The following is a 25,957-nucleotide window of genomic DNA, read 5'->3' as shown; positions in this document are numbered from 1 at the left end:
GGGGGGGCCAAGGGGCTCTGCAAGTGGGACAATTCGGACTAGAAAACCCTTCACGCTTCACTCCCGCCACGCAGTCCGAAAAAGTCGGACTAGAGACAGCGATGCCGCGAAGTGGCGCCATGGATGCTGAATCCCCCAAACTCGCTTAGCAAGCGTCCTCTTACGCTTTATCGCTGTAAAACACTTAAACTTTCTATAATGTAAATAAATGCGCAGAAAGACCGCCCTTACGGACGGTCTATCCCAAAATCGCAGCTCCCTGCTTTACTACATCCGATTCAATAGCTTCTGGCTCTATTGAAGGAATTCCCGTTCAGCATCAAATTTTTAAAGACATGTAGTTCTTACTTTCAACAAAGCCAAGACTTTCGTACATCGGTTTTGCCATATCGGACGCGTGCAATAAGATTTTCAGAATTCCTTGTGCCTTTAAATCGTCAATGGCTTCCCGAACAAGCTTGGACGCTAGCCCTTGTCGACGGTAATCTGGGAGTGTGAAAACATTTGCCATATACGCAACCAGACCAGAAGGATTCTCAAATCGCGGTGCAAGTCGCCACAGGGAAAAACATACAGTGGACACTACGACTCCGTCATCTTCAGCAACCCATACAACTAGTGACTTGTCCGCTATTGAGGAATCAAAGTAATCTCTAAAAGCTTCATCCATACTGCTATTGTCCTCTTGCGACAGCAACATCTTCCGAAATCTAATTAATTGCGGGATATCGGTTGTAACAGCTTCTCGGAACAGCACGATGGACATCCTTCCTTGTCGACAGAAATGACTTTCAATGGCTGTCACGCTTTTATGATCAGCGGTTTTTTAGCATCCACTATGATCGAGACCATTCCGAGGCTTTCCTTAGAATTTCTTGTATCAAAACGAAAAGACCGTCCTATCCTGCCATCCGCCTCATTCCAATGCGTATAATGAAAATCTCCGTCTTCATCGCAATACTCCAACAACGAGACTTCAAACCCGGCCTTTGCAAATACTTGTACAAATGTTTTGGCATCATAAACGATTTTATGAGATGCCGCCGGATGGTCTGCAGGACCGGGGCCTCCTATTTGAACCATTTGCTGGTACCATTCGTTACGAAAATTTTTATCGGGGACTGCACATCGAATATAACCACCGGGCTTCAAAAACTGAAAGCAATGATTTGCAGCCACGCCCCCTTCCTCATAAGTCAAGTGTTCCCACACATGTTCCGCCAAGAGCGCATCAATGCTCTCCTCTGTAAATAAACGATTCCAATCTTCTGAAGCAAGTAGGTTCAACTCCTCTTCCTGCGTACTGAGCCATCCCTCATATTTAGTCCGCCCTGCACCAAGAACCACTTTCATTTTGTGCACCCCATCCAATTGTTCTTCGGTTCCCGTTCCCTACCTACTAAACCAGGCGCATACCACGCCCAATATGAGAAAGCTCGCCGTAATTCAATAGATGGCCGTACTTTGTGCAATCACTTCATATTCAAGTAGCCGCCACAGAGGAACAGCCCGTAGTTAAAAGAAATCCATACTAACAATAGGACTAAAAGAAACGTTTCATATTGCTTTCCCCCATCAGTTAAAGGCAACCATAATTTCAGCCTCACAGACCAGCTCCTCGTTGACCGTGGCGACTCCTTTTCCTTTGACGACTGGTCCCTTAGCTCGGGTGATCTCGAATGTAAGAATCAGTTGGTCGCCTGGTTTGACTTGGCGTTTGAAGCGACATGCATCAATGCCGGTCAAGAATCCAAGTTTATGCGAGCTGTTCGCTCCACTGGACATGGCGATACCGCCAACCTGCGCGAGTGCTTCTACAATTAAGACTCCAGGCATAACCGGATAGTCGGGGAAATGACCAAGAAAATAGGGTTCATTCATGGTCACATTTTTGATTCCAACCGCTCGTTTCCCTTCATGAACTTCCAGGATTCTATCGACCAAGAGAAAGGGGTAGCGATGTGGAATGGTCTCTTTTATTGCTTCTATATGTAGCATAAAACTGCCTCCATAGGGTTTCGTTTATTACTACTTTATCGCAATTTGGTAAATTTGACCATAGTGGTTATTGTGGTTGATCTCGAATAGCACACGAAACTTACCGATTAGGAAGCAAGATTAGCCACGTCTACGACTCCAATAGCTTCAGCAACGCATACAAAGAGTGATTTGTCCGCCAGTGAGGAATCTGATCGGCCTGCGCAATGATTGAGCACGAGCCAAGCGGCGCTACAGGTGACAGTTGAATCGGCATGTAAAGGTGCGTCGAAGATGCGGTCGGGGGGTGATCTGGATACCGAATTTCGCTATTGGAGAACCAATTTTCGCATACGGACCCGCATTCGACCAATCTGAGAACCTAAGTATCCAATTCGCGAAGCTGGCTTCCTGAATTGAGTACTTAGGTTCTCAGATGCACTTCCTCCACGAAAAAGAAGGAATTTTGGTTCTCAGTCTGTTTACTTGGGTTCTCAGTCCGATTTCCGCAAGGAGAGAGGCCCGACGTACTGGGCGTGCTGATTGTGGCCCAGAGTAGCGAAGCGGCCTGGCTTTGCCGTTTACATGCGGGACGGGGTCGGCAAGCCGAGCAGTTGCAGCGCGTCGCCGAGCGTCTCACGATACCGGGCGGTGAGCCATAGGCGGAAGCTTCTCCGCTCGGCATCCGCCGCCCGCAGGATCGGGCACGCAGCGTAAAACGTGCTGAACGCGGTGGCAAGCTCATGCGCGTAGGCGGCGACCAAGTTCGGAGCGAGCTCTTCGGCGGCGGCGGCCAGCGTGTCCGGCCAGTACGCGAGCTGGCGCAGCAGCGCGCGTTCGGCCGGCTGGAGCGCGGCCTCGTCGGCGAGCGCAGCCAGCGGCAGCGGCTGGCCCTCAGCGGTGTCCCTGCCGCCAGCGTTTACCGTGCCAGCGCCGTCTTCGCCTGCCACGCTCGCTTCCACGCCTGCGACAGCTCCTCCGCTCGAGCCAGCCGTGCTCGCCGCGCCTGCGCCACCTCCGCCATCGGCGCTTGCCTCCGCGCCTGCGTCTGCTCCGCCCACGCCTGCTCCTACGCCTGCGGCGCCGGCTGCCCCCGCCTTCGCTGCCAAGCTCGCCGCCCGCGCGTACGCGTACAACAAGTACACGCCGGTATTGCCGGAGATCTCCATCGCTTTGTGGAGATCGAACACCACCTCCGTGTTCAAGTTGTACCGCAGCAAGTAGTACCGGATCGCTGCAGCAGCGATTGCACGGCTGGACAACCCCGAGCGCCGCGACCGCTTCTCGTCGATGACGCGCTCCATATGGGCAAGCAGATCGGCGACCTTGATGCCGATCCCTTGGCGCCCGGACATCGCGTATGAGCTCTTGCCGTCCGACGTGTCGATGCCGAGCTCGGCCGCCGTCGCCGGGCTGAGGGACACGACGCCGTAGCTGACGTGGCGCAGTCGCTCCGCCTGCCGATCGAAGCCGAGCGCTTCGATCGACTGCTTCACCATCGCCTGCGGGTACTCCTGGCGATGGTCGATGACGTTCAGGACGAGATCGGCCTGACCGAAGCTTTTCCGAGCAGCCTTAACGCCGGCGGTAGACCATAGTTTGTCGCCAAACCGCTTGTAGGTGAACGTCTTTTTCAGCAGGCCGAATTTCCAGAGATGGTAAGCGATGTCTTTGGCCGTATAGGTCAGGATGCCGTTTGAGCGGACTAGCACTTTATCGACGTGATGCCCTGTCTCAGATTCTTGCTCCAACACGTGCTCCTGCTCCAGCCCATGCTCTTGCTCTTGCTCCTCCATTTCTGCCGCCTCAAGAACCGCCACCTCACCCTCGCCTGCGCCTTCACTCCGACTCCCTCGGCTCCCTTGCTTCAACACCCAGCAGCCGGCCAGCTTGCCTTCCGTCTCCTGACGGAACACCGGCGTCCCGCTCAGCATGTCGAAGGCCGCCTGCCAGAAGCCTTGGCGCACGAGATGGCTTTCCCACACAAGTACATCGTACTCGATGCCGAACCGCTTCATCTCCTCGACATGCTCACGCACGATTTTTTCCGCTACCAGCTCGCCCAGCCATGCCGTCCCGGAACGCCCCTCCTCCAACTCGTGCAGCACCCGGATCCGTTCCTCTGCAAGCGACGGATCCGCCTTATAAGCGCGATTGACGGCAGCATACGTGTCCCAGCAAAAATCCCCAAACCGCGCGTACTCGCCCTCAGCTCCGGTATGCAGCAGCCCGACTACCGTATCGGCCAACTGATTGCCCAAGTCGTCGATATAGTTGTGCACCTCGACCCGATAGCCGACCCGCTTATACAGCCGGGCCAGCGTATCGCCGATGCAGGAATTGCGCAGATGCCCGATGTGGGCCGCTTTGTTCGGGTTGATCGAGGTGTGCTCGATGACTGCTTTGTGCGGCTGCGGGATGGCGTCCCCTAAGCTCGGTGCTTGAACCTGCTGTGCCACCGCCCCGTCCGCCCATACGCGCCAATCGAGCCGCATGTTCAGAAACCCCGGCGCCGCGACCTCCACTTGCCGCACAAGCCCGCCGACACGGCCGTCCCGCTCCAGCCCGGCGGCCAGCTCTGCGGCGATCGCCAGCGGCGCCCGGCGAAGCGTCCTCGCGAGCTGCATCGCCGCATTCGAGGCATACTCGCCGTGCTCCGGATGCGCGGGCCGCTCCACGCTCACCTTCATCCCGGCCGGACGCGCCTGCCCCGCCTCTCGCAGCAGCCGCTCCACCTGCTGCTCCAACGCTTCCGCAATCGCCATTCGAATCGGATTCACCATCATCATCGCTAACCCACGCTCCTTTTGCCTAAGATTCGTCACCGCCACGCCCAAATCAAAAAAGCCCCCGCCTCTTCCTGTATAGAAAGAGACGGGAGCTGTTCCCGCGGTACCACTCTTCGTGCCGTGTATCCACCCGCCTCGCGCAAACGCCGCAGGGAACCACCGCCACCTCGAACAGAATAACGGCCTGTCGCCGGGCCATCCTACCTGCCTCACGCAGCTCGGACAGCCGTCTCCCGGACCCGTTTCTCCATCAGCTTCGTACCGGCTCCCACCACCCCCGGCTCGCTGCAACTTCCCCCGACGAATACTTTTCCGCTCATCGACTTCGTATTAATTTTCCATTTTGCCACAATCATTTGCCTCTGTCAACCGGCCATGAACCGCCCCTCTGCCCGGCCCCCCCTCCCCTACCGCAACCATTCCGATATTGCAAAGGCGTCATCCGCATCGTGCGTTTGAACAGCCGGCCGAAATGGTTCAAACTCTCGAAGCCCGCTCTAGCCGCGACCTCCGCCAGCTTCAGGTCCGTGCCCGCCAGCAGCCGCCCCGCCTCCCGAACGCGCACCAGATTCAAGTACTCAACGAAATGAAAGCCGGTAATCGTCCGAAACGTCCGGCTGAGATAAGCGGCGCTTATCCCGAAATGCCCAGCCACCTGCTGCAGCGACAACGTGCTTTCATAGTGCTGATTGAGAAATTGCACGATCCTCGACAGCTTCGCATGGACGGGACTTGGATGACCGAAAGAAGTCTGCGGCGTGCGTCTCATCATTCGGCCGGCGGCCAGCAACAGCTCGCTCAGCAGTTGCTTCGCATACATCTCGTACCCTGTCTCCTGGAGAGAGACTTCCCGAACTAACTTGTCCAGCAGTTCCTGCACGAACAATCGGTCCTGCAAGCTCAGTCGGACGACATGATGCGGCTGCCGGAACGGCTCGAATAGAACCGGCGAGTACAGCATATACGAAGGATCGATGTAGGACGCCTTGAACGTGATTAAAACTCTTTCATATTCCATCCGATCCCGGTAAGATGTTCGGTGAAGGACATTTTCATCGATGAATACCAAGTCGCCTTCCCGCACCGCATAAGTCCGGTCTTCCACGAAATAAGTCAGCGAGCCGGATACCAGGTAAAAAATTTCGTAATTGCTATGGTAATGCGTCTGCCCCTTGGCGGGATTCGGCGTGACTGTCCGCTTCAGATGGTTGACGAGCAGGTCGCTGTCCAAGCTGCCGTAAGAAACCAGATTTGATGCAGGTACAAGTGATGGCGTTGGAGTCGGTTTTTGGGCCGGTGCTGGCACTAGCTTTTGCGTTGGTCTTTGCGCTGACGCTTGCGGTAATGCTGGTGTTAGCGTTGGTGCCGGTGTTAGCGTTGATGCTGGCATTGGTATTGGTCCTGGCATTGGCGCTGATGCTGTCGTTACCTGTTCCCCCACCATCATCGTCCCCCCTGTCCCGTCACTCTTCCTGCGAAAGGAGCGTTCCGTCTGAGCATCGAGATCATATCCGCCTACCGCGCGGGGCCCGACCATTTCTCGCTGGAGCACGCCCGGCGCACAAGGCAGAGCGACCCGGAAAGCCACCATTTGCACGAAGCCTATGAGCTCTATTATTTGCTCGAAGGCGCTCTTGTTTATTTTATCAGAGATCGCGCTTACTCAGTAGCGGCCGGGGATCTGGTGCTGATCGGCAAAAACGAGATTCATCGAACCGTCTACAATGGGCGGGAACACGAACGGCTGCTGATCAATTTCAAAGGCGAGCTGTTCGCGCCATCTGAGAACACTCCGGGGCCCGAAACGCTGTGGGCTCCTTTTCACCACCCCACTCCCATCGTCAGCCTGGAGTTAGCCGATCGTATCGTCGCGGAAGAGCTGTTCCGGAGAATGGTAAAAGAAACGCAGGAGCAGGAGCCAGAATACGAGCTCTACCTGAAGCATTTGCTGGCGGAGTTGCTCCTTCTCGCGACACGGTGGCAGGCAAAAGCGGCGGCAACCTCGTTACCGACGCCCTCCGCCCCTCTTAGCCCGATGCCCATGCCGAAGCAGATGCCCTCCGCGTTATCGATGATCGTGGCTCGCATCGATGCCGAGTACGACACGCCTTTGTCGCTGGCCGGACTTGCTGCCGAGTTCCAACTCAGTCCGCAGCACCTCGGTCGGCTGTTCAAACAAGCTACCGACTGCACCTTGATCGAGTATTTGAACCGGACTCGAATCGAGGCGGCACGGAAGCTGCTTCGCGAAACCGAGCTCAAGGTGATCGAGATCGCTATGCGGAGCGGCTTCGACAGCATCGTCCACTTCGGCCGCGTGTTCAAGAAGAGGACCGGCACGACGCCGCTTCAATATCGCAAGCAAGCCGCCGCTTCCGACTCCATCTCGCTTACAATGTGAACCAGCGTTTGTTCGCCTCGAGCAGCTCTTCGGCCATCGCCCGGATGCGGTCCGGCGTCAGGCCTTTGCACTGCGGATCATTGTACAGCGCCTGCAGCAACAGTCCCTTGTTGCGGGTGAGGACGCCCTCCGTGACCCACTTCTGGTTGATCGCCTGCGGCCGCATAATCTCGAGCAAAGACTCAGGCACGTTGTCGACCATCACCGGCCGTATGCCCAGGCCGTCGATCATGCCGAACGTCTCGACGCAGGCGCCTAGCGGCAGCCCGGGGATTTGGCCGACGTTGAGCATGTTGACGACCTCCGTCATCGGCGAGTTGGTCAAGTAGGCGCGCACCAGCTCGGCGCTTGGCTCCTCGCTCTTGATCGGCTGCCCGGCTTCCGGCTCGTCCACCGCCAGCGCCGCCGCGAATTCTGCGATTTCCTTCTGGATCCTGCCCTTGAACCCGGCCGCTCTCCGTTGCCTTGCTTCCAGAGACGTGCGTTTGATGCCGTAATGGTCCAGCACATCGTCTTGAACCCCGTCCGGCCCGGAAAACGTATACCTTTTCGGCTCGTTGGAAAGGGTGTAGGAAAGAAATTCAACCGTATGCCGATCCCCGACGTAAGGGATGTAGCCATAGGTGTCATACAAAGCTGCGCAAAGCCGGTGCCCGGAAACGAACCCGTTCGCGTCCGGCTCCTCCATCCGCATGAGGTCGAGCAGCGAGCCGCCGCCAATCCGCTCGCGAAGCGCGGCATAACCGTCTCGCCGACCGATCTTGAAATCCGTCACCCATGAGAAATGGTTCATCCCCGCAATCGACACCGACAGCTCGCTCCAGTCCTCCAGCCCGAATATATGCTGCAGCACGTTCTTAGTCTGAATGTAGGAGTGGCATAACCCGACGACCGGGTTGCCGCACAGCCGATCAAGCGTTGCCGTCAGCGCCGACATCGGATTCGTGTAGTTGACGATGAACGCCTCCGGACACAGCTCGTCGAAATCCCGGGCCATCTCCGCGAACACCGGGATGTTGCGGATCGCCCGCGACCAACCGCCGGGCCCCGCCGTATCGCCTACCGTTCCGTAGATGCCATATTTCTCCGGGATGAGGAGATCGTTCGTCATCGCGTCGAAACCGCCGGTAGCGATCGCGATGAAGACGGCATCGGCGCCGGGGAGCGCCTGTCTTCGCTCAGTGAAGGCCGAGAATGTATCCTGTCGGCCGCACCACTTCGTTGCCAGCTCCCCCCATTGACGGCACACCTCGGCCGCCTCCGGATTCAAATCGACCAGTCGAAAATGCAGCCGCTCCGGAAATACCGCCATCATATCGTAAACAATCGTCCGCGTCCAGTTGAAGCTGGCTCCGATGATGCAAATGTTGTACATGGTTTTGTCACCCTCCTATTTCCTGATGAGTCCATGCTACCTTTAAACGGAGGGCGTTTCTAAACCAATTCGAACGTTCCGGCTGGAAAACCTGCATATTTTGTCATTGTGCATAGAGGTGGCGGGAGAGCTGGATTTGCTGCTGCAACGCGGATTTTCGTGCTTAGAGGTGGTGGGAGAGCATTTTCTTCCGCCGATGCTGACTGGCACGGTGTATTCCATCCCGCCAGCCAACTAATAAGTCCCCGCCGACCGCCCCCCCACATTTCGCCAGCCCTTCCTCGCACCGGGTCTCCGAGCCCGGATTAATCGGGCTTCTCGCCACAAAACCAAGCTGTTTCACCGACTCCGTAGTCGTCTCCGTAGTCGTCTCCGTCCCTTCATAGCGAATATCCAATACGGGTCGCCAACTCCAACACATCCGGAGGCAGCAATCCCTTCACATGCAAGTATCGAGTCTGGTAAAATTCAATTTGCTCGTCCGTCAATCGAATCGCCATCGTTCATTTTGCCTTTTGTCGTTGATACCCTCATTATAGAAAGGTAAAATAGAGGAAATAACGGCCGCTCGAGCGCCGATTTTAGCCATTTGTCGCGGAGGAAAGGAGCGGTTGATGGCATTGGAAGCTTCGTTTAAGGCGGAGGGCATCGCCCCGCGCCAGTACCTTAGCCTTGCAAGAGCTGCGACAGCGAACATCTCGGCTTCTCCGGCGTGGGCGTCTTCAGCCGCCAGTTCCATCGTTGGAAAGGGCTCTCGCTTTTGCAGTTTAAGCAAGCTACGCCAAACGAATAAGATGGAATAGAGCTAGACAAATAGAGGAGGAACTTGCATGTCCCCTGCCAAGGGACGGAGGTCCAGAAAGCTCATGCTGGAGAATTACTATAAAATATTGGAGCTCCGGGCCAACGCTCCCCAAGATGCGATTAAGAAGAAGTACATTGAATTGATCAAAAAGCATACACCAGAGTCGGACCCCGAGAAATTCCAGGAAATTCGCAGAGCGTTCGAGGCGCTTCGAGACCCGGCGAAACGTAGGGAATATGATATGCTCCGCAAATATGGCGATTCCGTTCACAAGCTGTACAAGGAAGCGATGAGCCTCGTAGAGCGGGAGCGTTGGTCGGAGGCCGAGCAGTTGCTGGAGCGAGCGCTCGTCCTGTCGCCGTCTTCGTCGGCGTTGCATCTCGGCCTTGCCCATATTTATATTGGCCGGGGACAGCTGGACTTGTTCGAGGAACGTATGGAAATCATGCTTCAAACGGCCTCGTCACCGGAAGAGAAAGCAAACGCAGCGACTTGGAGGGCGAAACTGTTTCTGGACAACGGCATGCCCGAGAAAGCGCTGCTTGCCTTGGAGGCGATAAAGGAGGACGACCGAAATCATATTGCGGATTACAACGCCTTTCTCGTCCAAACTTATAGAAGCCTGAATCGCTACGAGGATGCCTGGAACCTGATGAATGCCAATATTCCACCTGCAGGTATGGAGCAGGCAAACGATATTTATTCGTTTATAACTTGGGTTCAAGCTTTCATGGAGCTGGAAAAGTGGAGCCAATGGCACAAAATCCAGACGAGGTTCCGGAAATTTCTGAAGTCGATCCACGATCCTGACGATAGACTCATGGTGGTAACGGTTTTGAACGAAGAGTATGAGCATCAAATCAAACTCATGCATCTGCAGAGAGCAGAAGTATTCGCCGATTTCGCCTATGAGATGGACCCGAGAGACAAGCGCCTTCAGCAGCAGCGCAAGAAAGCCCAGGAATGGTCTCGGCTCGACAAGGAAATGGAACGCATGCATCGCGATAAGGATACGCTTCCGCTAATTGCCGTTCAAGCCGCAATTTGGTACTACGAGGAGCTGGAAAGAGAGGACTTGGCTGCCCAAGCACGCAACAGCGTCCCGCCCCGCTTGCTGCTGGAGATGGAAGCGCAGCCTGAACGATTCGCAGCCGGCATCCGCAAGCTGCCTGCCAGGTATCCCCTCCTTTACCGGCGGTATCAAGACCAATGGGAGGCCTTGTATACGGAGAAGACATCCGGCTTGAACAAGGAAGCTCAACGGCAATTGCGCTGATAACCGAGGGAAAATAAACTATTGTATCAGCTTATAAGTATGGAGGAGTACTAGGATGTGGAAATGGCCCTTAACTCGCAAGCCTTCTGCGGAAGCGGAAGCGATTCGTCAATTGGAAGACCGCCAGGAGGAAGCCAGCGCCGCGCTGGGCGAGCAGTTGACCAAGCTCACGCGGCTGCAGTTCAAATCCAGCCAAGAGCTATCGGCCAAGCTGGACAAAGTATCGGATCAGCTCGCGGAACAAATGAAATTGCAGCCTACGCTTACCACTCTACAGGAGCAGTTGCAGCAGCGGCAGCAACAGCTATATCGGCTTCAGAGTGATATGATGCGTCAGGTGGACGACTTCGACGCTCTACAGGCGCAACTGAAGGGGGAGGAAGGCAAGGTTTGGCAGCCGCTGTTTAAGCAATGGTCGACTCAGCTGCTAGAAGCACTGGCGGCGGCAGGCGTTCATGAAATTCCGGCGGAAGGACAACCGTTCGACTCCCGGTGGGCGGAATCGGTAGGTACGGTGTCGCGAGAGCAATTGCTGGAGGGCGGCATCGGACCGGATCACATCCATGCCATGAAATCCTATCAGATCGTGGAAGTGATCCGAAGAGGCTTTGCATCCGATGACGGCACTTTGATCCGCAAAGCGATGGTCATCACATTAGCGAAGGAGAATAATTATGACGAGTAATCGCGAAAGGAGAATGGAATCGTTCCGTCCGATCGTAGGGATCGACCTCGGGACTACAAACTCGGCGGTAGCCTATATAGCGGAAGGGAAGCCTCAGATTCTCCCGTCCCCTCGGGGAGAGCGCATTATCCCTTCGGTCGTGCTCATTGATCCGCAAGGGAGAGCCGTTGTCGGGGAAGACGCGAGGGCCGCATTGGTTGCTATGCCCGATCGCTCCCTTGCCGCCGTCAAACGTCGGATGGGCTCTACCGAGCCATTGCTGCTCGCAGGACAAGCTCTGCTCCCCCAGGAAATATCGGCGCTCATTTTGAAAGAGTTGAAGTCTTATGTCGATGAGCTACACGGCGAGGGAGACAAAGAGGCCGTCATTACGGTTCCCGCTTATTTTACCGACGAGCAGCGCCGGGCGACGAAGGAAGCGGGAGAGCTGGCGGGCTTCGTTGTGGAGCGCATCATCAACGAGCCTACGGCGGCAGCGCTTGCCTTCGGCTTGGACAACCTGGAGAACGATCAGACGTTTCTTGTTTATGATCTTGGCGGAGGCACGTTCGATGTTTCGGTAGTCGAGCTGATGAGCGGGGTTCTGGAAGTCCGGGCCTCCACCGGTAACCGTATGCTGGGCGGAGAAGACTTCGACTGGAAGCTCGTCGACTGGCTGGCCGAGCGGATGATTGCCGAGCATGGCGTCGATCCGCGCGACGATCTGCGGGCCCGGGCGCTGCTTAAGGAGAAGGCGGAGGACGCCAAGAAGCTTCTGAGCTCGCAAGAGACCGTATCGCTCGCCATTCCGTTAGTGACGGTCAAGCATAATACGCCGATCGGCCTACACGTCGAGCTGACGCGCACTACCTTCGTGTCGCTGATCGATGCCCAACTGCTCGAGTCTATGGACAAGGTGCGGCAGGTGCTGGACGATGCCGGCTTGCACGCGGCGAATATCGACGAAGTGCTGTTGGTCGGCGGTTCCACACGCATTCCCAGAGTAAGCGAGCTGATCGTGGACCTGTTCGGCAAGGCTCCGCGTACGGATGTCAATCCCGATGAAGCGGTAGCTCTTGGGGCCGCCGTCCAGGCTGGATTGAAATCAGGCGCCTTATCGGACAGCGGGCTCGTCGCCACCGATGTCGCCCCGTTCTCCATGGGCATTGCGGTACTGACGGAAGGACGGCTTGGAGCTCCGCGGGCCGGCGGATTTGCCCCGATCATCCCGCGCAACACCACGATCCCGGTTACCCGGACCAAACGATTTTCTACATCCGCACCGGGGCAGACCGCCGTATCGATTGAGGTGTACCAAGGCGAGCATGAATGGGTCAAGCACAATCACAGGCTGGGAGAGTTCCTGCTCGAAGGGCTGCCGGCGAACTACAAAAGCCTGGAGCCCCTTGACGTCACCTTCCGATACAATCTGAACGGGATTCTTGAAGTGACGGCCCAGTCCCCGGCGAATGGCAAGGCCATGACCGTAACGGTACAAGACGCGTTGAACCGGGAATCGAAGGAAGCCTTGCAGGAAAGCGCCGAACGATTGCAGAAGCTATGGGATCAAGCACCGGCTGAGGAGCCGGACGACCTGCTCAGTGAGCAAGAGGAGCTGATGGAACTCGAGCAATGGCTGGACGAGGAGATGGATGACGAGGAGCGGACAGATGAAGAGTCTCCGACCGTCCTTCATGAAGAGGCGCAGCTGCTCATCGGACGAGTCCGGGATCAGCTGGATCAGTTGGAGTCCTCCGCTAAGACCCGTGCTTTACGAGAAATGGAGCGCCTGGAGCAAGCCATGGAAGCGGGCGACATCGATCGGCTGCAGCAGCTGATTGACGACATGACCGATTTTCTGATTGAACTGGAGCTGTAAAGGAGGCTACAAGCAATATGGAACGAGCTAAACCCAAACGCAGAACAAAGAAAACCAAAATTGAAAATCATTACAAAACTTTAGAGCTGCGCGCAAACGCAACGGCGGAGGCCATTAAGAAAAAATATATTGAGCTGGTCAAAAAGCATACGCCCGAGCAGGATCCCGAGAAGTTCCAACAAATACGCAGAGCCTATGAAACTTTGAGGGATCCGATCAAACGACAGGAGTACGATCTGCTTCGGAAATACGGAGATTCTGTTGAAAAGCTTATGGAAGAAGCCATGGACCTGATGGAGCAGGAACGATGGGGAGAGGCGGAGAAGCTGCTGGAGCGGGCGCTGACCATAGCGCCTTCAGCCATCGGCGTGCAGCTCGCCCTTTGTCAAGTCTTGCTCGTTCGGGGCGAATGGGACTCATTCGAACGTCGAATGGAGACGATCTTCCAAGCCGCCCAGTCCCCTGACGAGCGGCAAAAGCTCCTATACATGAAAGCCAACATGCTGATGGCCGTCCAACTGCCTGAGAAAGCGCTGGAAGTCATGCTAGCGATGAAGGACGAATTTCCGGACGAAGCGGTACGATACCACTTTCTCCTGGCTCAAATCTATCAGGTTCTGGGCCGTCACGAGGATGCCTGGAAGCTGATTGACGCCGACATTCCGGCTCCAGGGGAGGAAGAACCGGACGACATCTATCTGTTCGTAGCCTGGGTCAATGCGATGATCGACTTGGATAAATGGAATTTGTGGGGCAAGGTCCAGTCCAGGGTACGGCAATTTTTGAAACGAATAGCAGACCCTGACGACCGGATGATGGTGTTAGGTGTTCTGATGACCGAATGCCGCGAGTTCACCGAAGTTAGCCGATTCCGGGAAGCGGAAGTGTTCGTGGATTTCGCCTATGTTGTCGATCCGAAGCACGCAATTGTACAAGCCCTGCGAAAAGAGGTGCAAGAGTGCTCCCGGATCGTTAAAGAGTTGGATCGTATGCAAAAGGATATGGATTTAATGCCCCTGGTCATGCTGCAGGCCATGGAATGGTTTTATGAGGAAGTAGGAGATGCGGAAGAAGCTGCCGATTTCCGTGACGGAATCCCGCCGGGATTCATCAGGGAGATGGAGGCTGCGACGGAGGCTTACGCAGCGGGCATTCGCCGGCTGCAAGCCAAATATCCGCTTATTTACCGCCGTTACAAAGACGAGTGGGATGCCAAGTACGCCGAGAAAACAGCCGGCTTGAACCGGGAAGCCCGACGGCGGCTACGTTGACCCTTCTCTAGCGCCGAGGCGCCTGCCTGCATCCCTGCACACCTGCTCCCTAGTCCGAAAAATCCTGACTACCGCACGCCGCGCCGCCCGGAAAAGCTCCGTAGTCCGAATTGACCGAATTGGAGAGGCGTTCTTAGGGTGCAGGGGGCTAAATCGGCTCTGCAAGTGGGTGAATTCGGACTGGAGCACCAAGCACGCTGATCGGGTGCTGCGTAGTCAGGAAAAGTCGGACTTCAGACACCCCTGCCGCGAGGCGGTACCATGGATGATGAAAATGAGGCGAATTTTCAGAATAGCGCGTAGAGATCGGTATCCCCGTCCCTATTGAGTAGTTACAGGTCGGTATCTACCCAGCTAACCACTGATTGACCTTCCTATCCATCTCTACTTGCAAATCACCTATATTCCCCGCCCCCTGTTGCGCTGACTTCAAATACTTCTCAGGGAACATCTTTTTCAAAGAAGGCAGATACCCGCTGCCGTCTTCCGGCTCCGTATACTTGACAACCGAGTACTCACCTCCCGCTTCCTTCAGCTTAACGACGGCGGGCAGGGAGTGACCGGATTGGTTTTTCGTACCCGACGATCGATTGAAGCCGCCGTAATACGACCACATGTACACGCTTAGGATCCCATCCGACTCCTCCGACGAACCATATACCCGGTGAACTTCAAACTGTTTTTCGGTGCCGCCGTAGACGGACGAATACTTCTGAACGATATGATCCGAAATCACTTGATGCACTTCTTCCGTCAAACCGCTATCCCCATCCTGAAGCCTCGCTTCCTTCCCGCTGCATCCGGCTACCAACACTGCTAGCACCAACAAGACGGCTATATTTCTCAAAATGCTCATGGATTCACCTCTGTTGATGAAATTCACTTGCAGACCGCACCCGGTCCTACCTACTTCACTCGAAAAGTACGAGGGCCGAAGCGACGAACAAGTGCAAGAGCAGCGACAAAGTAAATCGCAGTTACAGCTAAAACAGCGATCGCGTAGCTAAGTGACGATGGCTGAACAACGACTCCAACCCAACAAACCAGCATGACCCCCATACTTACCACAAAAAAGAAAGGGTTTTTCATATTCAATTCCGTCGAGTAAGGTTGAAGCAAATAATACATGAGCAGATGGTGAACGGAGAAGAAGAAGGACAAGGCCGCCAAGCTCACCCAAATCAAAAGCAGCTCCTGGACAACCACCCCGCCTGCTGCCCAGGCAATCAACGATAAAGCGGCGCCCATTGCTGCGGCAATAGCAAGATTAAGCCCTGCGATTCGGAACAGGCGAATTCGGAAGTGACGGTGCGCGGCTCCCCTGTAGAAGCTGTAGCGCATAAGACTGAGGTCGCAATTGTAAAAGAGGGCTCGACACGCCCTTTCTCCGACGGAGAGGACATTCACGACCATGGCCAAATAGAGCAGAACCTTATCCAGGCTGGACGTCAAAAAAGCAACATACGGACTATCCATAGCCGCCAAAGCTGCCCCAACCGCACCCAGTCCACCTATGATCGCCAATCTTTTGTACACCGGCTGCGTGATCAAGCTGCGATGCCTGGAGAAGAAAAGCGCATTCAGATAAGCGTACCCCTCCCGGCTCTGGGACATGTTAGCTTGAGGCGCGACTTGCATGTCGTCCATTTCCTTAGGTCGGACCGCGGTTTTCTGCGCTTCGGTCATCATGCGCCCGATGTCCAGCAAAGGGTCGTCCCGTTTCGTCGCGGCCTCTACTACCGTTCGGTAGTTGGAGTAGTTGTTCAACAATACCGCCGCAACAAGGCCAAGCGCTGAAATAACGAGGAACGTAGGCAACCCAAACAGCACAGCACCCGTGTTCGGCGTCCAATCGAGAACCAACGGCGCGTATGCGGCCGCGTACCCGAGCCCGATCGCCAGCCACACGAGCAAGTTGTTTTTGATGAGCACCATGCCGGTTTTCTCGAACAGCTTCAAATGCAAATATTCGCACCAAACCCGCCACAGCGTAACGGAAACAGCCAAAGTCAATGCCTGCAAGAAGGAAGCGCCCAGCAACGGCAAGAAGATCATCAGCGCCGGAATATAGAAAATGAGATAAGTGGTGTAGCGGTATCCCAAGGTTGTTCGCATGTAAACGGCAGGCAGCATCCGCATGAGCTTGACCGCAATGAACTTCTCGCGTTTCGGCTCCAGCATTGTTGCTGTCGTGATCCCCGCCACCCCAAAGCTCAACAGCAAAAAGATATGCAAAAACAGCTGAAGCTGATCCTCTTGCGAGAGCAGACCGCTTAGTCCGACGGCGGGAAGATAGACGAGCAGCCCTGTGTACGCCAGCTTGGATAGGAGCCCCCACAGCAAGGTGAGGATGGTGGCTAAGATGGAGATCACCTTTTTGCCTGCCAAGTTGGAATACAGGGTTCCCGGGATGCGGCCTCCGATCAATGGCAGCTTCTGTGCGTAAAAGATCAACCGGTTGGCGGTAGAGGACGTCCGAATCGCGAGCAGCGTACTAAACGTTCTCAGCATGAGATTCATCCTTCAACAATTGAATAATGTTCTGTTCGAATCCCGGACTGCTCAGCACATCTGCCGGGACGGAGGACAGCCGACCGTTGTTCAGGATGACCAATTCATCGCACAGGTCGGTCGCCAGCTGCAGGATATGGGTGGAGAATACGAGGATGTGATCGCGTTTCATCTCTCGCAGCATCTGCTTCACTTCCAGGGCCACGATGACGTCGAACGAAGTAAGCGGCTCGTCGAGCAGAATGACCGGCGGCTTCGTGATGAGGAACAGCAGCATCTGGATTTTATTTTTCATGCCGTGGGAGTAGCTTTTGATCAGCCGGTGGCGGTCCTCCTGCGTCATGCTCATCGTATCGAAATACGCGTCAATGCTTAGGGTCGACTGCAGGTTCCCTCGGTTGATATCCATAAAAAATTTAATAAACTCATACCCGGTCAGAAATTCCGGCAAAATCGGCAGCGAGTACACGTACCCGACATCCTCTTCCCGCAGCTCCCTGCTCCGGCCATCCTCTTCCAGCCGCGCTTGTCCGCCGTCCAGCTTCATTTCCCCGCTCAGGCAATTGAACAAGGTCGTCTTCCCCGCCCCGTTGCGGCCGAGCAGCCCGTATATTTTCCCTTTCTGAAAACTGAAATCCGCATTTTGAAGCACTTGCTTGTCGCCGAAGCTCTTCGTCAGTTGGTTCAGGGTCAGGTTCATGAGCGCCTCCAAATCTATATTTGTTCTGTAGTATTCTTCTACGGAAGGTACGGTTGGGAGGTTGCGGAAACCGCTTGCAAAGTAGTGTGTCATGCTCCTCCTCGGTGATGAACCGACTTTTCATCTTCTTCCAGGAAGAATGGCTTGTGGCTAGTGTAAAAAAATAACTATAGGCGCTCATGGGAGCGCCTATTCATATTTCTTATCCTATTTGTTGGTAAACTCCAATATTTTTAACAATTGCATCAGAAGCAAAGCACTCTCTTGACGTTCTGCGTTCTTGTCTGTCTGGAAATGGAATGGACCGTCTACTGGCAACACACCTTTGTTAAAAGCTATAGCGAATGATGGCTTGGCCCAGTCCGGCAATTGGTCGGGATATTGTGTCGACGAGTTCTTTGTTAAATCCTCGTCAGTACCGCTATACTTCAATGCGTTCACCAACATGACGGTTATCTCTTGATGTTTTATTTCCTGGTTAGGACGGAAAGTGCCGTCTGGATAGCCGCTAATGAGCCCTGACTCCACAGCCGCTTCTACGTGAGGTGCATACCAATCCGTAGTTTTAACATCTGAAAAGCTTGAAGTAGCCTTATTCTTAGGTAAGATGCCTAAGGCTCTATTGAGCATCGTTGCAAACTCCGCACGAGTAACCGTAGACGCTGACTTGAAACTTCCGTCGGGATAGCCATTAATAATCATTCGATTTGCCAACGCTAATATGCTGTCCTTGTACGGATTTTTGCTATCCAGGTCATTAAAGACAAAATCAGTTTGGACAACCGTATAAACAGAATTTCCTTTTCGCTTCATTGTTACGTACAGCACCCCATCCTTCCATTCCCACGTAGTTGGAACAGGGACATATGCTTGTGCAATCGGATCAAATGTCAATCCTGCATAAGTAGTCTTCTCGTTTTTGGCCACATTAAATTTAATTTCATGATTAATAAAAGTTGTGAGATTCGAAAGAAGACGTGGGCTCCCACTTCCTTCCACCATAATCTCGAACTCCACGGGGTCACCTAATGTCGAACTAGTTGAGCCGGTAATTTGAGCATTTAATTTGGTTTTGTACTCATCTGCCGCTTTTGCAATCAAGATAACAACTTTTTGCTTTTGGTCACTATCTTTGGAAATCTCCGTGAACAATGCTTGTACTGGCAGTTGAAGTTTACCAAGAGTTGATTCCAGTATCAGCACAGCATCCTTTGACCTTTCGTCAATACTAGCCAATGCAGTCGAGTCAATTTGGAATTGACTGCTTTGTACCGTCGCTTTTTCATCAGCCTTGACTACGATCAACGGATTGCTCTTAAAGTCCGGGTCATTGATCAAAGATGAAATATATGTCGATGGAACATCCGTCGAAGATCTTAATACTCCGTCTTTGTTATCAATAATTTTTGTTGATGGTTCACTTAAGGTATTTCCGCTCGGAACGCCACCACCTGGCATTCCACTGCCCGGTATTCCACCGCTTGGAGTACCGCCTCCAGGAATTCCACCACCTGGAATGCCGCCTCCGCCCCCGCCTGAATTCCCCCCACTGTCATTCGTCACAGGAGGTACTACTACTAGTGTATTTGTACTTTCGCCTCTATTAATGGATTGCCGTGTAATACGAAGTTTAGTTCCTGGATTCCCAAGATTCCCTATTAATATTGTAATTGAGTTATTGTTTGGCGCAACGATCCCACCGCCAATCATTACCATCTGCTCCTCATTATACACTCGTATAACATCGCCAACCGCAAGATTATTTACGATGATTTTATCGGATTGAATCAAGTATTTAAAGATCGTAATAGAGGACTCTGGGATAGAAGGAGTCCGCTTATCCTCCAGAAGCTTCATACTATAAAATGGAGATATAAAATCGTCATTTGCTAGAAAGAGCCCGATTCCAATTACTTCTTCCGGTACATTCTTTTCAGGAATCGTCACGGAATACGTCGGCCGCCCGCCGTTTACATTTGCTAATTCGTCTCCCACGGCACCCTGCTTATCAATAAAATAGATATAGTAACGTACACCTGGGATCTCAGAATTTCCTGCACTCCATGTTACAGTACCGGCAAATATGTTTATGTTCGAGTTGACATCCGTTACAGAAAAGTCTTTAGGCAAGTAATTAGGTGAATCATATAGGGGAACTATTGTTACTCCTAACGTACGGGTATTGCCGTTTTTGTCGCGAACTAGCGGGTATAGTCCAATGTTTAATGTCCCTGCTGGGATGCTCGTATCGTCTATTTCAAATACAAAAAGATTATCTGTCGATAAATCGACCTTTTTAAAAATGCCCAGTTGTTTCAATTGATTTCCGCTCTGATCAAGAAAATAGGCTGAATAACCCGTTATCCCTTCCTGATCGGTAGGCGGTTTAAAGGTCAAGTAGCCGTTAAATCGTCCAGTAATCATATCTTTATCTATAAATTGGACATTTGCCGGCTTGCGACTTTCATTCATGATGGTTTGTATTTCCGTTACGCTTCCAAACTTGTACAAACGCTTGTCTGTTAGTATAAAGATAGAATGGTCTGGACTGACATATACTTTATTAGCGGACAAATACAAATCAGAAACCTTTGTTAGACTATCTCTATCATAAACGGCGCCACTACCGAACACATGACTTCCACGGGCATATATTACTTTTTCAGGGAAAGTGCCGTATTGAATGGAAGTTTGATTGGCATCGAGTCGGCGGTCCCCATAATACAGATTGCTTTCATCAATAAAAAGAGAAGGGTTGTAAGAGGTGTTTTCTACATTGTTGTTATCTAGTAAATTGAAGGTTCTACTGTCATATCTATAGAGTTGAGACCCTGTCACTCCATAAAGAATCCCTGTATCTTGATTTAACGCGTAGATGCTTGGAATATAAATGGATGTTCTTTTTTCATAGTAGACGGCATCGGTAACAGACGTGTAGACAGCTGAGGTGACGCTAATTCCATCTGGAGACCCTCCATAATATAAAATTCTATAATTATAATCGGGAAAAACATTTAGAGGATACTTTTTAGTAGTGACTTTGGAAATAGAAGCTTCCGTTATGGTGTCTGCACTCAAATCAATCACTGTTACATGGTTCTCACCTTTAAAGATAACGTAAGCCTTATTATCAAATATTTTTATTTCCTTTGGATCTGCGCCCACGAACATCTTCTGTTTAATAGACAGGTCCTCTTTGTTGATAATCACGAGCTCGTTCGTACTTGCTACAATGGCATAGATGTAGGGGGAATTGTCCGTAGTGGACCAGTCTGTAAACACCTGGTCACTTTTAATCGAATAGGAATCGGTCGAAAATTGAGCCGTTGTCGTAGGCGGAATAATATAATCGTACCTAAAAATTTTTTTTGAATCCACATACCAATTTGCTATACCTGCAAGATAGACACGACCGAAGGAATCGAGCAAAGCAAACTTTTTGTTAGAAGAAAATTGCACTATTGGATTGAAAGTAGCTTTATCAAATATTCCTTGTGTGGTAATCACATAGGAATCCGTTATATCCAGGATCACAGACTCAAGATAAGTATAGTCGTCAAATGCTCTTTTATAGGTACCCGTGGTCTCTGACAGGTTATCTTTATTAAACTGATGACCGCCAAAATAGACGTAACGATCATCTAAAAATATATGTTTGAGCGAATACGAAAAACCTCCTATCTCCATCCCGTCTTTAATGTCCTCGCTTAGCTTGGCCCCAGTCGCTGCATTAACAGCTACAATCCCCCCGTAGGAAGAGATGTTACCAACAAAAAGGGTTTGACTCGACTCATCAAACGCCAGTGCTGTGCTATCAAATAAAAAATTGCTATATAATAAACTGCTCGTTCTAGCAGTCTTGTCATACTTATAGACAGCTCCGTCCCTATTCCCGTAAAAAAGATAATCTGACGAGGCTGCTACAGAATAAGGAACAACACTCGTAGTGGTGGTATCGGAAATTAGTTTGGTAGAGAGATCAACTGTCTTAATCGTAGTAGCTCCGGAAAGAGCGATATGTAGGAACTGCCCGTCTAGCGCAAGATAATACGGGTTTGAACCGACACTTAACGTTTTTTCAATTGAAAAATCACTTAGTCGTATAAAATACAAACTATTTGCCCCACTTGACACAGCGTAAATATAGCCGGCTTCTTCGTCCTTTACCCAGTCCGTTAAATCACTTGGGAGTGAGAATTCAAGGACTTGTGTAGTGGGGTCAGCTTTGGCAGCTGGGATCACAATTCCCAATGAGTTAATCAAAAATAATACAAACAAAAAAATAGTTACTGTTTTTCTTCCTGTAATCATACGTCGCTCCCTCTCTAGACTATGGATATTTATACCAATTCCCATAATATCACACAGATACAATATGTCTATTTATTTCTTTAACAAAAAAAAGAATAGATCCCGTCAAACGTAGGGTCTATTCCACTTTTCAATTCTGGTTCAGCATACCGTATTACTTCGAAGCCTCCGGATCGTCCATCCCGTACTCGATCGGGGCCAGTGCCGCCCAAAGCTCATCCGGGATCGGATAGCTCGCCAGCTCCAGCGTCTGGGCCACGCGATCCGGCTTGCTCATGCCGACGACCGTGCTGGTGATGCGCGGGTCGCGCATGGAGAATTGCAGCGCCGCGGCCGCCAGAGGGACATGGAAGTCCTGGCATACTTGAGCGATCGCTCGAGCGCGTTCCACCACCACTGGCGGAGCATCGCTGTAAGCATAACGGGAGTACGCATCCGGCCCCTTCGCCAGCATGCCGCTGCCATAAGGCGCCGCGTTGATAACGGCCACTCCCATCCGGCTGGCGACGTCCAGCAACGGATCGGCGCAGCGGTTCAGCAGCGTATACCGATTATGCGTCTCCACCGCGCTGAACGCACCGGTCTCTACATACCGGATGAGCATATCGATCGGTCCGCCTGACATGCCAATGTGATCGATAACACCTTGAGCCTGGAAGGACCGCAGCACCTCCAGCGGTCCCCCGGGTCCCATCACATTTTCAAAGGTCGTATGCTCCGGATCATGGATGTACACATATTGCAGGCGATCGAGGCCCAGACGCTGGAGGCTCCCCTCGATGGAACGTTTGATTTGCTCCCCGCTGAAATCGCCGGTCTGGAAGTCGCGATCCGCCTTGGTGGCGAGCACGTACCCGGCCGGGAGGCCGCCAAACTCCTTGATCGCTTTGCCGATCCGCCGCTCGCTCTCCCCTTGGCCATAGGCCGCAGCCGTATCCAGGAAGTTGATCGGGCTTTCGAAAGCGGCACGCAAAGTGGCTAAGGCGTTCTCTTCCGTGGCGCCGTACAGAAAGGTTTCCGGCATATCGCCAAGCGGCGCAGCCCCCACACATAGCGGTGTGACGAACAGTCCGGTTCCGCCCAGCGGGCGGTGGTGCATCGATGTTTTTTCCATAGATCGATCCTCGCTTCTTCTCCAAATTTTACAACGATACACCCAAGAAACCGCGTGTTAATTGAAAATCAATATTGCCCTTCTGGAAGAGTCGAGGTGTGTAGTTATGCTCCAGAATTTGTTTGCTGCGCTCCAGGATCTGCCCAGCCCAACCGTTCGGATCCCCCTCTAGCAACAAATCCAAATCGTCGCTGTACTTGTGCTGCATAGCCGGCTCGGACGCCATCTGCAGCATCGGCACGAACGGATGGGTCTGCATTGGGCGATTGCCGACAAGGGCAATAATCAATTCCACGCCCGTAGCGGCCAAGCCCGTGATCGTCTCCACCCAATGTTCGGTCGGGGTCTCCATGATGTGGTAGCCATTCCGGCCTGTATGCTCCCCATGGGAAATGGAAGGTCTAACGTCGGACGGTGCATCGAACACGGCTTGACTATAAGCAGCTGTAGTCAACAGCCCGCTGTTCTCGGGAACGACGACCAAACCGCCTGCTCCGACGATCATCCGCGTCAATGCCGCCAACTGCTCCGCGGCTTCCGATGAGACGGAACCGTCGCTAACGAGACCGATCCGCAGTCCTTCCAGACCGACCCTCACCTTTTCCCCCGCCAATCCTGCCGCCCCCGACGCCGCCGCTCGATCCGCAAACCAAGCCTCCACCTTCTCCGACACCTTGCCGATCCCGCCGTCCAGCTGAATGCTGGCAAACCCGAGCCGGCTCGCGTCCACGCCCATCTCCTGCATCTGATGGCGCATGAAGTCGTTGTGGGTTTTCTCGCAGCCATGCTCCAGCAGCAAACAATGCTGCACCATCGGATGGGTGATGTACCCGATCAGGGTGCGCGCGTGAATTTTCTCCGCCTGGCCGCCGGAATTCCCGCAGCCCTCCGTATGGGCCAGAGCGACATAGCGCGATAGCTCGGGCTGTCCGACTCCTTGCTGGTTCAGCTTCTGCGTAATCATACCCGCCACCTGCCCGGCGCAAAGGCTCGTCGGCAGGATCAATCCGATGCTGTCGCTGGATTCGCGGCGGTCCTGGTGACGGGTGACGGTGAATTGGAAGGAGCGGTCCGCCGCCCCGTCGGCATCCTCCTGGATCTCGATCGGCTCCCCGGTCGGCACAAGCGGATGAAGCAAAGCCTCCAACCGACTCGCATCGCTCTGCTGCCAATTGCGCCAAATTTGTACCTGGGCGTGCCCCGCCTTCTCCCCGACACTTTTCTGTCCGGAAGCGATCTGAATCGTCAGCTCGAACACCTCGCGGCCCAGCTCCTCCATGGACTTGCCTTCCAGGTACTGCCCCGCGTTGACATCCATATCGTTCGACAGCAGCTGGAAGCGGCGCGTGGTGGTGACCACCTTGACCGTAGGCAAATAAGGGAAGTTGGTGATCGAACCGTTGCCCGTCGTGAAAAAAATCATGTTGCAGCCTGCCGCCACCTGCCCCGCGATGCTCTCGAGGTCGTTGCCCGGGCTGTCCATAAAGTAGAAGCCGCCTTCTTTCATAAGCTCCCCGTATTCGGTGGCAAAATCGAGGCGGGTGATCGGGTCCTTTTTCTGCGCAGCGCCGATCGACTTGAGATAAATGTTATAAAGGCCGCGGTACATGTTGCCGCCGGACGGATTGCCTTCCGCGCTGGCGCCATGCCAGGACGTGCGATCCCGGAAACGCTGCACCAGCTCGAGAAATTTGCGCGCCGTCTCCACATTGCGCACCTTGGAGAGGACGAAAGGCTCCGCACCGATCAGCTCATCGGTCTCCGCCAGGCTCGCGGCTCCGCCGTAACGCACCAGCTCCTCCGAAACCCAGCCCAGCAACGGGTTCGCGGAAATGCCGGAGAAGGCGTCCGAGCCGCCGCATTGCAGGCCGATCTTGAGGTGTCGGATCGATTCCGCCGTCCGCTGCAACGCGTTGACCGCAGGCAGCCACGCACGTACAATCGTTTCGCCTTGGGTCAGGTTGTCCTCGAACCCTCCCTCGAGCGACACAAACTTGTGCAGCACGTCGTCGATCGGATAGTTGTGCTCGCGCAAGTACGTCTCCACCATCCGGTTGGTGACCGGTTCGATGCCATAATCCACGGCCAGCACCGCCCCGACGTTAGGGTTGACCATAAAACCCGCCAGCGTCCGCAGCAGCAGGTCCAGGTTGTTCGGTTTGTCCGTGCCGCCCTCCGTATGAGCCGCGGGGACGATCCCATCGACGTTCGGATAGTGCGGCAGCTCGCCTTGCAGTCGGGCGGCCAACTGCTTCACGAAGCTGCCCGTGCGGGAGGTAGTGCCCAGCAGGACGATGTAGTTGCGCGTGCCCACACCGCGATCCTCACAGCGGCGATAGCCCATGAAGGTGCGGGTATCCGGGTATGCAGGCGGCGATGGAGCAGGGTGGAAGGCTGCTTCGTCCAGCACATAGGGATGCACTTGATCGGCAAAGTTCGGCTCCGCCGGCAAAGCGAATTTCAACTGACGTACGCGCAGCGCATTCAATACCGTCTCGTTGATCACGTATTGGCCGGGCTCGATCACCTGCAACGCCACGCCAAAAGGCATTTCCCAAGAAAGCAGCTCCTTCCCGGGAGCGATCGTTTTTACGGCAAACCGATGGCCCTCCATCACCGTATAATCCAGGGTCAGCGTCCGGCCTTCATATTGAATGAGCGTCCCGGCGTCCAATTGACGGATCGCAACGGCGCAGTTGTCTCCGGGTAACGGAAGTCTAGCCACTTGTTCAAATTGGTACACTACGTCCATCGTTTTCGGCTCCTTTAGTAAAAAGACATTTAGTGATGACAATCCTATTAGTTCTACTGTGTTAGCGATAACTCACAAAACCATTATATCACTTACTCGATAAAAAAGGAGCCTGCTAAACCAGCCGGCCCC

The 25,957-nt window shown here is 53.6% G+C and carries 20 protein-coding genes; 5 read left to right on the top strand and 15 right to left on the bottom strand.

Features of this window, described 5'->3' with window-relative positions; translation table 11 throughout:
• Positions 1-319 precede the first annotated feature (319 nt).
• The 6 genes from PKO02S_RS18905 to PKO02S_RS18880 form a co-directional block, all read right to left on the bottom strand.
• Positions 320-766, bottom strand: a complete 447-nt coding sequence (locus tag PKO02S_RS18905; RefSeq protein WP_127585401.1) for a GNAT family N-acetyltransferase — start codon at positions 764-766, stop codon at positions 320-322.
• 35 nt (positions 767-801) lie between these two features.
• Positions 802-1,353: a class I SAM-dependent methyltransferase gene (locus tag PKO02S_RS18900; protein WP_127585400.1), complete on the bottom strand. Its 552-nt coding sequence runs from the start codon at positions 1,351-1,353 to the stop codon at positions 802-804.
• A gap of 222 nt (positions 1,354-1,575) precedes the next feature.
• A complete protein-coding gene (gene fabZ, locus PKO02S_RS18895) occupies positions 1,576-1,998 on the bottom strand; it encodes a 3-hydroxyacyl-ACP dehydratase FabZ (RefSeq protein WP_127585399.1) in 423 nt (140 codons plus the stop codon).
• Positions 1,999-2,558: 560 nt separating this feature from the next.
• Positions 2,559-4,763, bottom strand: coding sequence for an arginine--tRNA ligase domain-containing protein (argS, locus tag PKO02S_RS18885; RefSeq protein ID WP_246067121.1), 2,205 nt, complete (start codon positions 4,761-4,763; stop codon positions 2,559-2,561).
• A gap of 212 nt (positions 4,764-4,975) precedes the next feature.
• Positions 4,976-5,116: a hypothetical protein gene (locus PKO02S_RS32455; RefSeq protein WP_164821545.1), complete on the bottom strand. Its 141-nt coding sequence runs from the start codon at positions 5,114-5,116 to the stop codon at positions 4,976-4,978.
• 2 nt (positions 5,117-5,118) lie between these two features.
• Complete coding sequence (locus PKO02S_RS18880; protein WP_164821544.1) at positions 5,119-5,997, bottom strand: AraC family transcriptional regulator; 879 nt, start codon at positions 5,995-5,997, stop codon at positions 5,119-5,121.
• A gap of 360 nt (positions 5,998-6,357) precedes the next feature.
• On the opposite strand from PKO02S_RS18880, the gene PKO02S_RS18875 reads away from it, so the two are divergent.
• Positions 6,358-7,167 (top strand): helix-turn-helix domain-containing protein, encoded by an 810-nt coding sequence (locus tag PKO02S_RS18875; RefSeq protein WP_127585397.1) that lies wholly within the window; start codon positions 6,358-6,360, stop codon positions 7,165-7,167.
• Here the strand turns inward: PKO02S_RS18875 and PKO02S_RS18870 are convergent.
• The 3 genes from PKO02S_RS18870 to PKO02S_RS18860 all read right to left on the bottom strand — a co-directional run bounded on the left by PKO02S_RS18870 (position 7,157) and on the right by PKO02S_RS18860 (position 9,281).
• Entirely contained in the window at positions 7,157-8,542 is a 1,386-nt protein-coding gene (locus PKO02S_RS18870) for a family 4 glycosyl hydrolase (RefSeq protein ID WP_127585396.1), read from the bottom strand. The genes PKO02S_RS18875 and PKO02S_RS18870 overlap by 11 nt on opposite strands.
• Positions 8,543-8,705: 163 nt before the next feature.
• Positions 8,706-8,939: a hypothetical protein gene (locus PKO02S_RS18865; RefSeq protein ID WP_127585395.1), complete on the bottom strand. Its 234-nt coding sequence runs from the start codon at positions 8,937-8,939 to the stop codon at positions 8,706-8,708.
• A gap of 87 nt (positions 8,940-9,026) precedes the next feature.
• Complete coding sequence (locus PKO02S_RS18860) at positions 9,027-9,281, bottom strand: hypothetical protein (RefSeq protein ID WP_127585394.1); 255 nt, start codon at positions 9,279-9,281, stop codon at positions 9,027-9,029.
• Positions 9,282-9,372: 91 nt separating this feature from the next.
• On the opposite strand from PKO02S_RS18860, the gene PKO02S_RS18855 reads away from it, so the two are divergent.
• Genes PKO02S_RS18855 through PKO02S_RS18840 form a run of 4 tightly spaced genes read left to right on the top strand, consistent with a single transcriptional unit; the run spans position 9,373 to position 14,437 of the window.
• A complete protein-coding gene (locus PKO02S_RS18855) occupies positions 9,373-10,623 on the top strand; it encodes a DnaJ domain-containing protein (protein ID WP_127585393.1) in 1,251 nt (416 codons plus the stop codon).
• A 55-nt stretch (positions 10,624-10,678) separates the two neighbouring features.
• The gene (locus tag PKO02S_RS18850) at positions 10,679-11,308 is read left to right on the top strand and encodes a nucleotide exchange factor GrpE (RefSeq protein WP_127585392.1); all 630 of its coding nucleotides are present in this window, start codon (positions 10,679-10,681) and stop codon (positions 11,306-11,308) included.
• A complete protein-coding gene (locus PKO02S_RS18845) occupies positions 11,298-13,166 on the top strand; it encodes an Hsp70 family protein (protein ID WP_127585391.1) in 1,869 nt (622 codons plus the stop codon). Before PKO02S_RS18850 ends, PKO02S_RS18845 begins: the two co-directional genes overlap by 11 nt.
• A 17-nt stretch (positions 13,167-13,183) precedes the next feature.
• Positions 13,184-14,437, top strand: coding sequence for a J domain-containing protein (locus tag PKO02S_RS18840; RefSeq protein WP_127585390.1), 1,254 nt, complete (start codon positions 13,184-13,186; stop codon positions 14,435-14,437).
• Positions 14,438-14,783: 346 nt separating this feature from the next.
• Here the strand turns inward: PKO02S_RS18840 and PKO02S_RS18835 are convergent, their stop codons facing one another.
• From PKO02S_RS18835 to PKO02S_RS18810, 6 genes are all read right to left on the bottom strand, one after another.
• The gene (locus PKO02S_RS18835; protein WP_127585389.1) at positions 14,784-15,293 is read right to left on the bottom strand and encodes a hypothetical protein; all 510 of its coding nucleotides are present in this window, start codon (positions 15,291-15,293) and stop codon (positions 14,784-14,786) included.
• 50 nt (positions 15,294-15,343) lie between these two features.
• Complete coding sequence (locus PKO02S_RS18830; protein WP_127585388.1) at positions 15,344-16,948, bottom strand: hypothetical protein; 1,605 nt, start codon at positions 16,946-16,948, stop codon at positions 15,344-15,346.
• On the bottom strand, positions 16,932-17,648 hold the full coding sequence (locus PKO02S_RS18825) for an ABC transporter ATP-binding protein (protein ID WP_127585387.1): 717 nt from the start codon (positions 17,646-17,648) through the stop codon (positions 16,932-16,934). The genes PKO02S_RS18830 and PKO02S_RS18825 overlap by 17 nt, the downstream gene beginning before the upstream one ends.
• Positions 17,649-17,855: 207 nt before the next feature.
• Positions 17,856-21,959 carry an S-layer homology domain-containing protein gene (locus tag PKO02S_RS18820; RefSeq protein ID WP_127585386.1) on the bottom strand — a complete coding sequence of 1,368 codons (4,104 nt, stop codon included), beginning with the start codon at positions 21,957-21,959 and terminating at the stop codon, positions 17,856-17,858.
• A 154-nt stretch (positions 21,960-22,113) separates the two neighbouring features.
• Complete coding sequence (locus tag PKO02S_RS18815; protein WP_218033944.1) at positions 22,114-23,073, bottom strand: aldo/keto reductase; 960 nt, start codon at positions 23,071-23,073, stop codon at positions 22,114-22,116.
• Positions 23,074-23,101: 28 nt separating this feature from the next.
• Positions 23,102-25,825 (bottom strand): UxaA family hydrolase, encoded by a 2,724-nt coding sequence (locus PKO02S_RS18810; RefSeq protein WP_127585385.1) that lies wholly within the window; start codon positions 25,823-25,825, stop codon positions 23,102-23,104.
• Between the last annotated feature and the right edge of the window lie 132 nt (positions 25,826-25,957).

Origin of the sequence: Paenibacillus koleovorans NBRC 103111 (genome assembly GCF_004000845.1) — a bacterium.
In the GTDB taxonomy this organism is placed as follows: Bacteria; Bacillota; Bacilli; order Paenibacillales; family NBRC-103111; genus Paenibacillus_AA; species Paenibacillus_AA koleovorans.
This window is presented reverse-complemented; position numbering and strand designations above follow the sequence as displayed.

Excerpts from the sequence above, each read along its gene's own strand:
- fabZ (WP_127585399.1), bottom strand. The coding sequence starts at position 1,998 with ATGCTACATATAGAAGCAATAAAAGAGACCATTCCACATCGCTACCCC.
- PKO02S_RS18855 (WP_127585393.1), top strand. The coding sequence starts at position 9,373 with ATGTCCCCTGCCAAGGGACGGAGGTCCAGAAAGCTCATGCTGGAGAAT.
- PKO02S_RS18815 (WP_218033944.1), bottom strand. The coding sequence starts at position 23,073 with ATGGAAAAAACATCGATGCACCACCGCCCGCTGGGCGGAACCGGACTG.
- PKO02S_RS18905 (WP_127585401.1), bottom strand. The coding sequence starts at position 766 with ATGTCCATCGTGCTGTTCCGAGAAGCTGTTACAACCGATATCCCGCAA.
- PKO02S_RS18810 (WP_127585385.1), bottom strand. The coding sequence starts at position 25,825 with ATGGACGTAGTGTACCAATTTGAACAAGTGGCTAGACTTCCGTTACCC.
- PKO02S_RS18840 (WP_127585390.1), top strand. The coding sequence starts at position 13,184 with ATGGAACGAGCTAAACCCAAACGCAGAACAAAGAAAACCAAAATTGAA.
- PKO02S_RS18870 (WP_127585396.1), bottom strand. The coding sequence starts at position 8,542 with ATGTACAACATTTGCATCATCGGAGCCAGCTTCAACTGGACGCGGACG.
- PKO02S_RS18850 (WP_127585392.1), top strand. The coding sequence starts at position 10,679 with ATGTGGAAATGGCCCTTAACTCGCAAGCCTTCTGCGGAAGCGGAAGCG.
- PKO02S_RS18860 (WP_127585394.1), bottom strand. The coding sequence starts at position 9,281 with ATGGAACTGGCGGCTGAAGACGCCCACGCCGGAGAAGCCGAGATGTTC.
- argS (WP_246067121.1), bottom strand. The coding sequence starts at position 4,763 with ATGATGGTGAATCCGATTCGAATGGCGATTGCGGAAGCGTTGGAGCAG.
- PKO02S_RS18830 (WP_127585388.1), bottom strand. The coding sequence starts at position 16,948 with ATGCTGAGAACGTTTAGTACGCTGCTCGCGATTCGGACGTCCTCTACC.
- PKO02S_RS18835 (WP_127585389.1), bottom strand. The coding sequence starts at position 15,293 with ATGAGCATTTTGAGAAATATAGCCGTCTTGTTGGTGCTAGCAGTGTTG.
- PKO02S_RS18900 (WP_127585400.1), bottom strand. The coding sequence starts at position 1,353 with ATGAAAGTGGTTCTTGGTGCAGGGCGGACTAAATATGAGGGATGGCTC.
- PKO02S_RS18820 (WP_127585386.1), bottom strand. The coding sequence starts at position 21,959 with ATGATTACAGGAAGAAAAACAGTAACTATTTTTTTGTTTGTATTATTT.
- PKO02S_RS18825 (WP_127585387.1), bottom strand. The coding sequence starts at position 17,648 with ATGAACCTGACCCTGAACCAACTGACGAAGAGCTTCGGCGACAAGCAA.
- PKO02S_RS18845 (WP_127585391.1), top strand. The coding sequence starts at position 11,298 with ATGACGAGTAATCGCGAAAGGAGAATGGAATCGTTCCGTCCGATCGTA.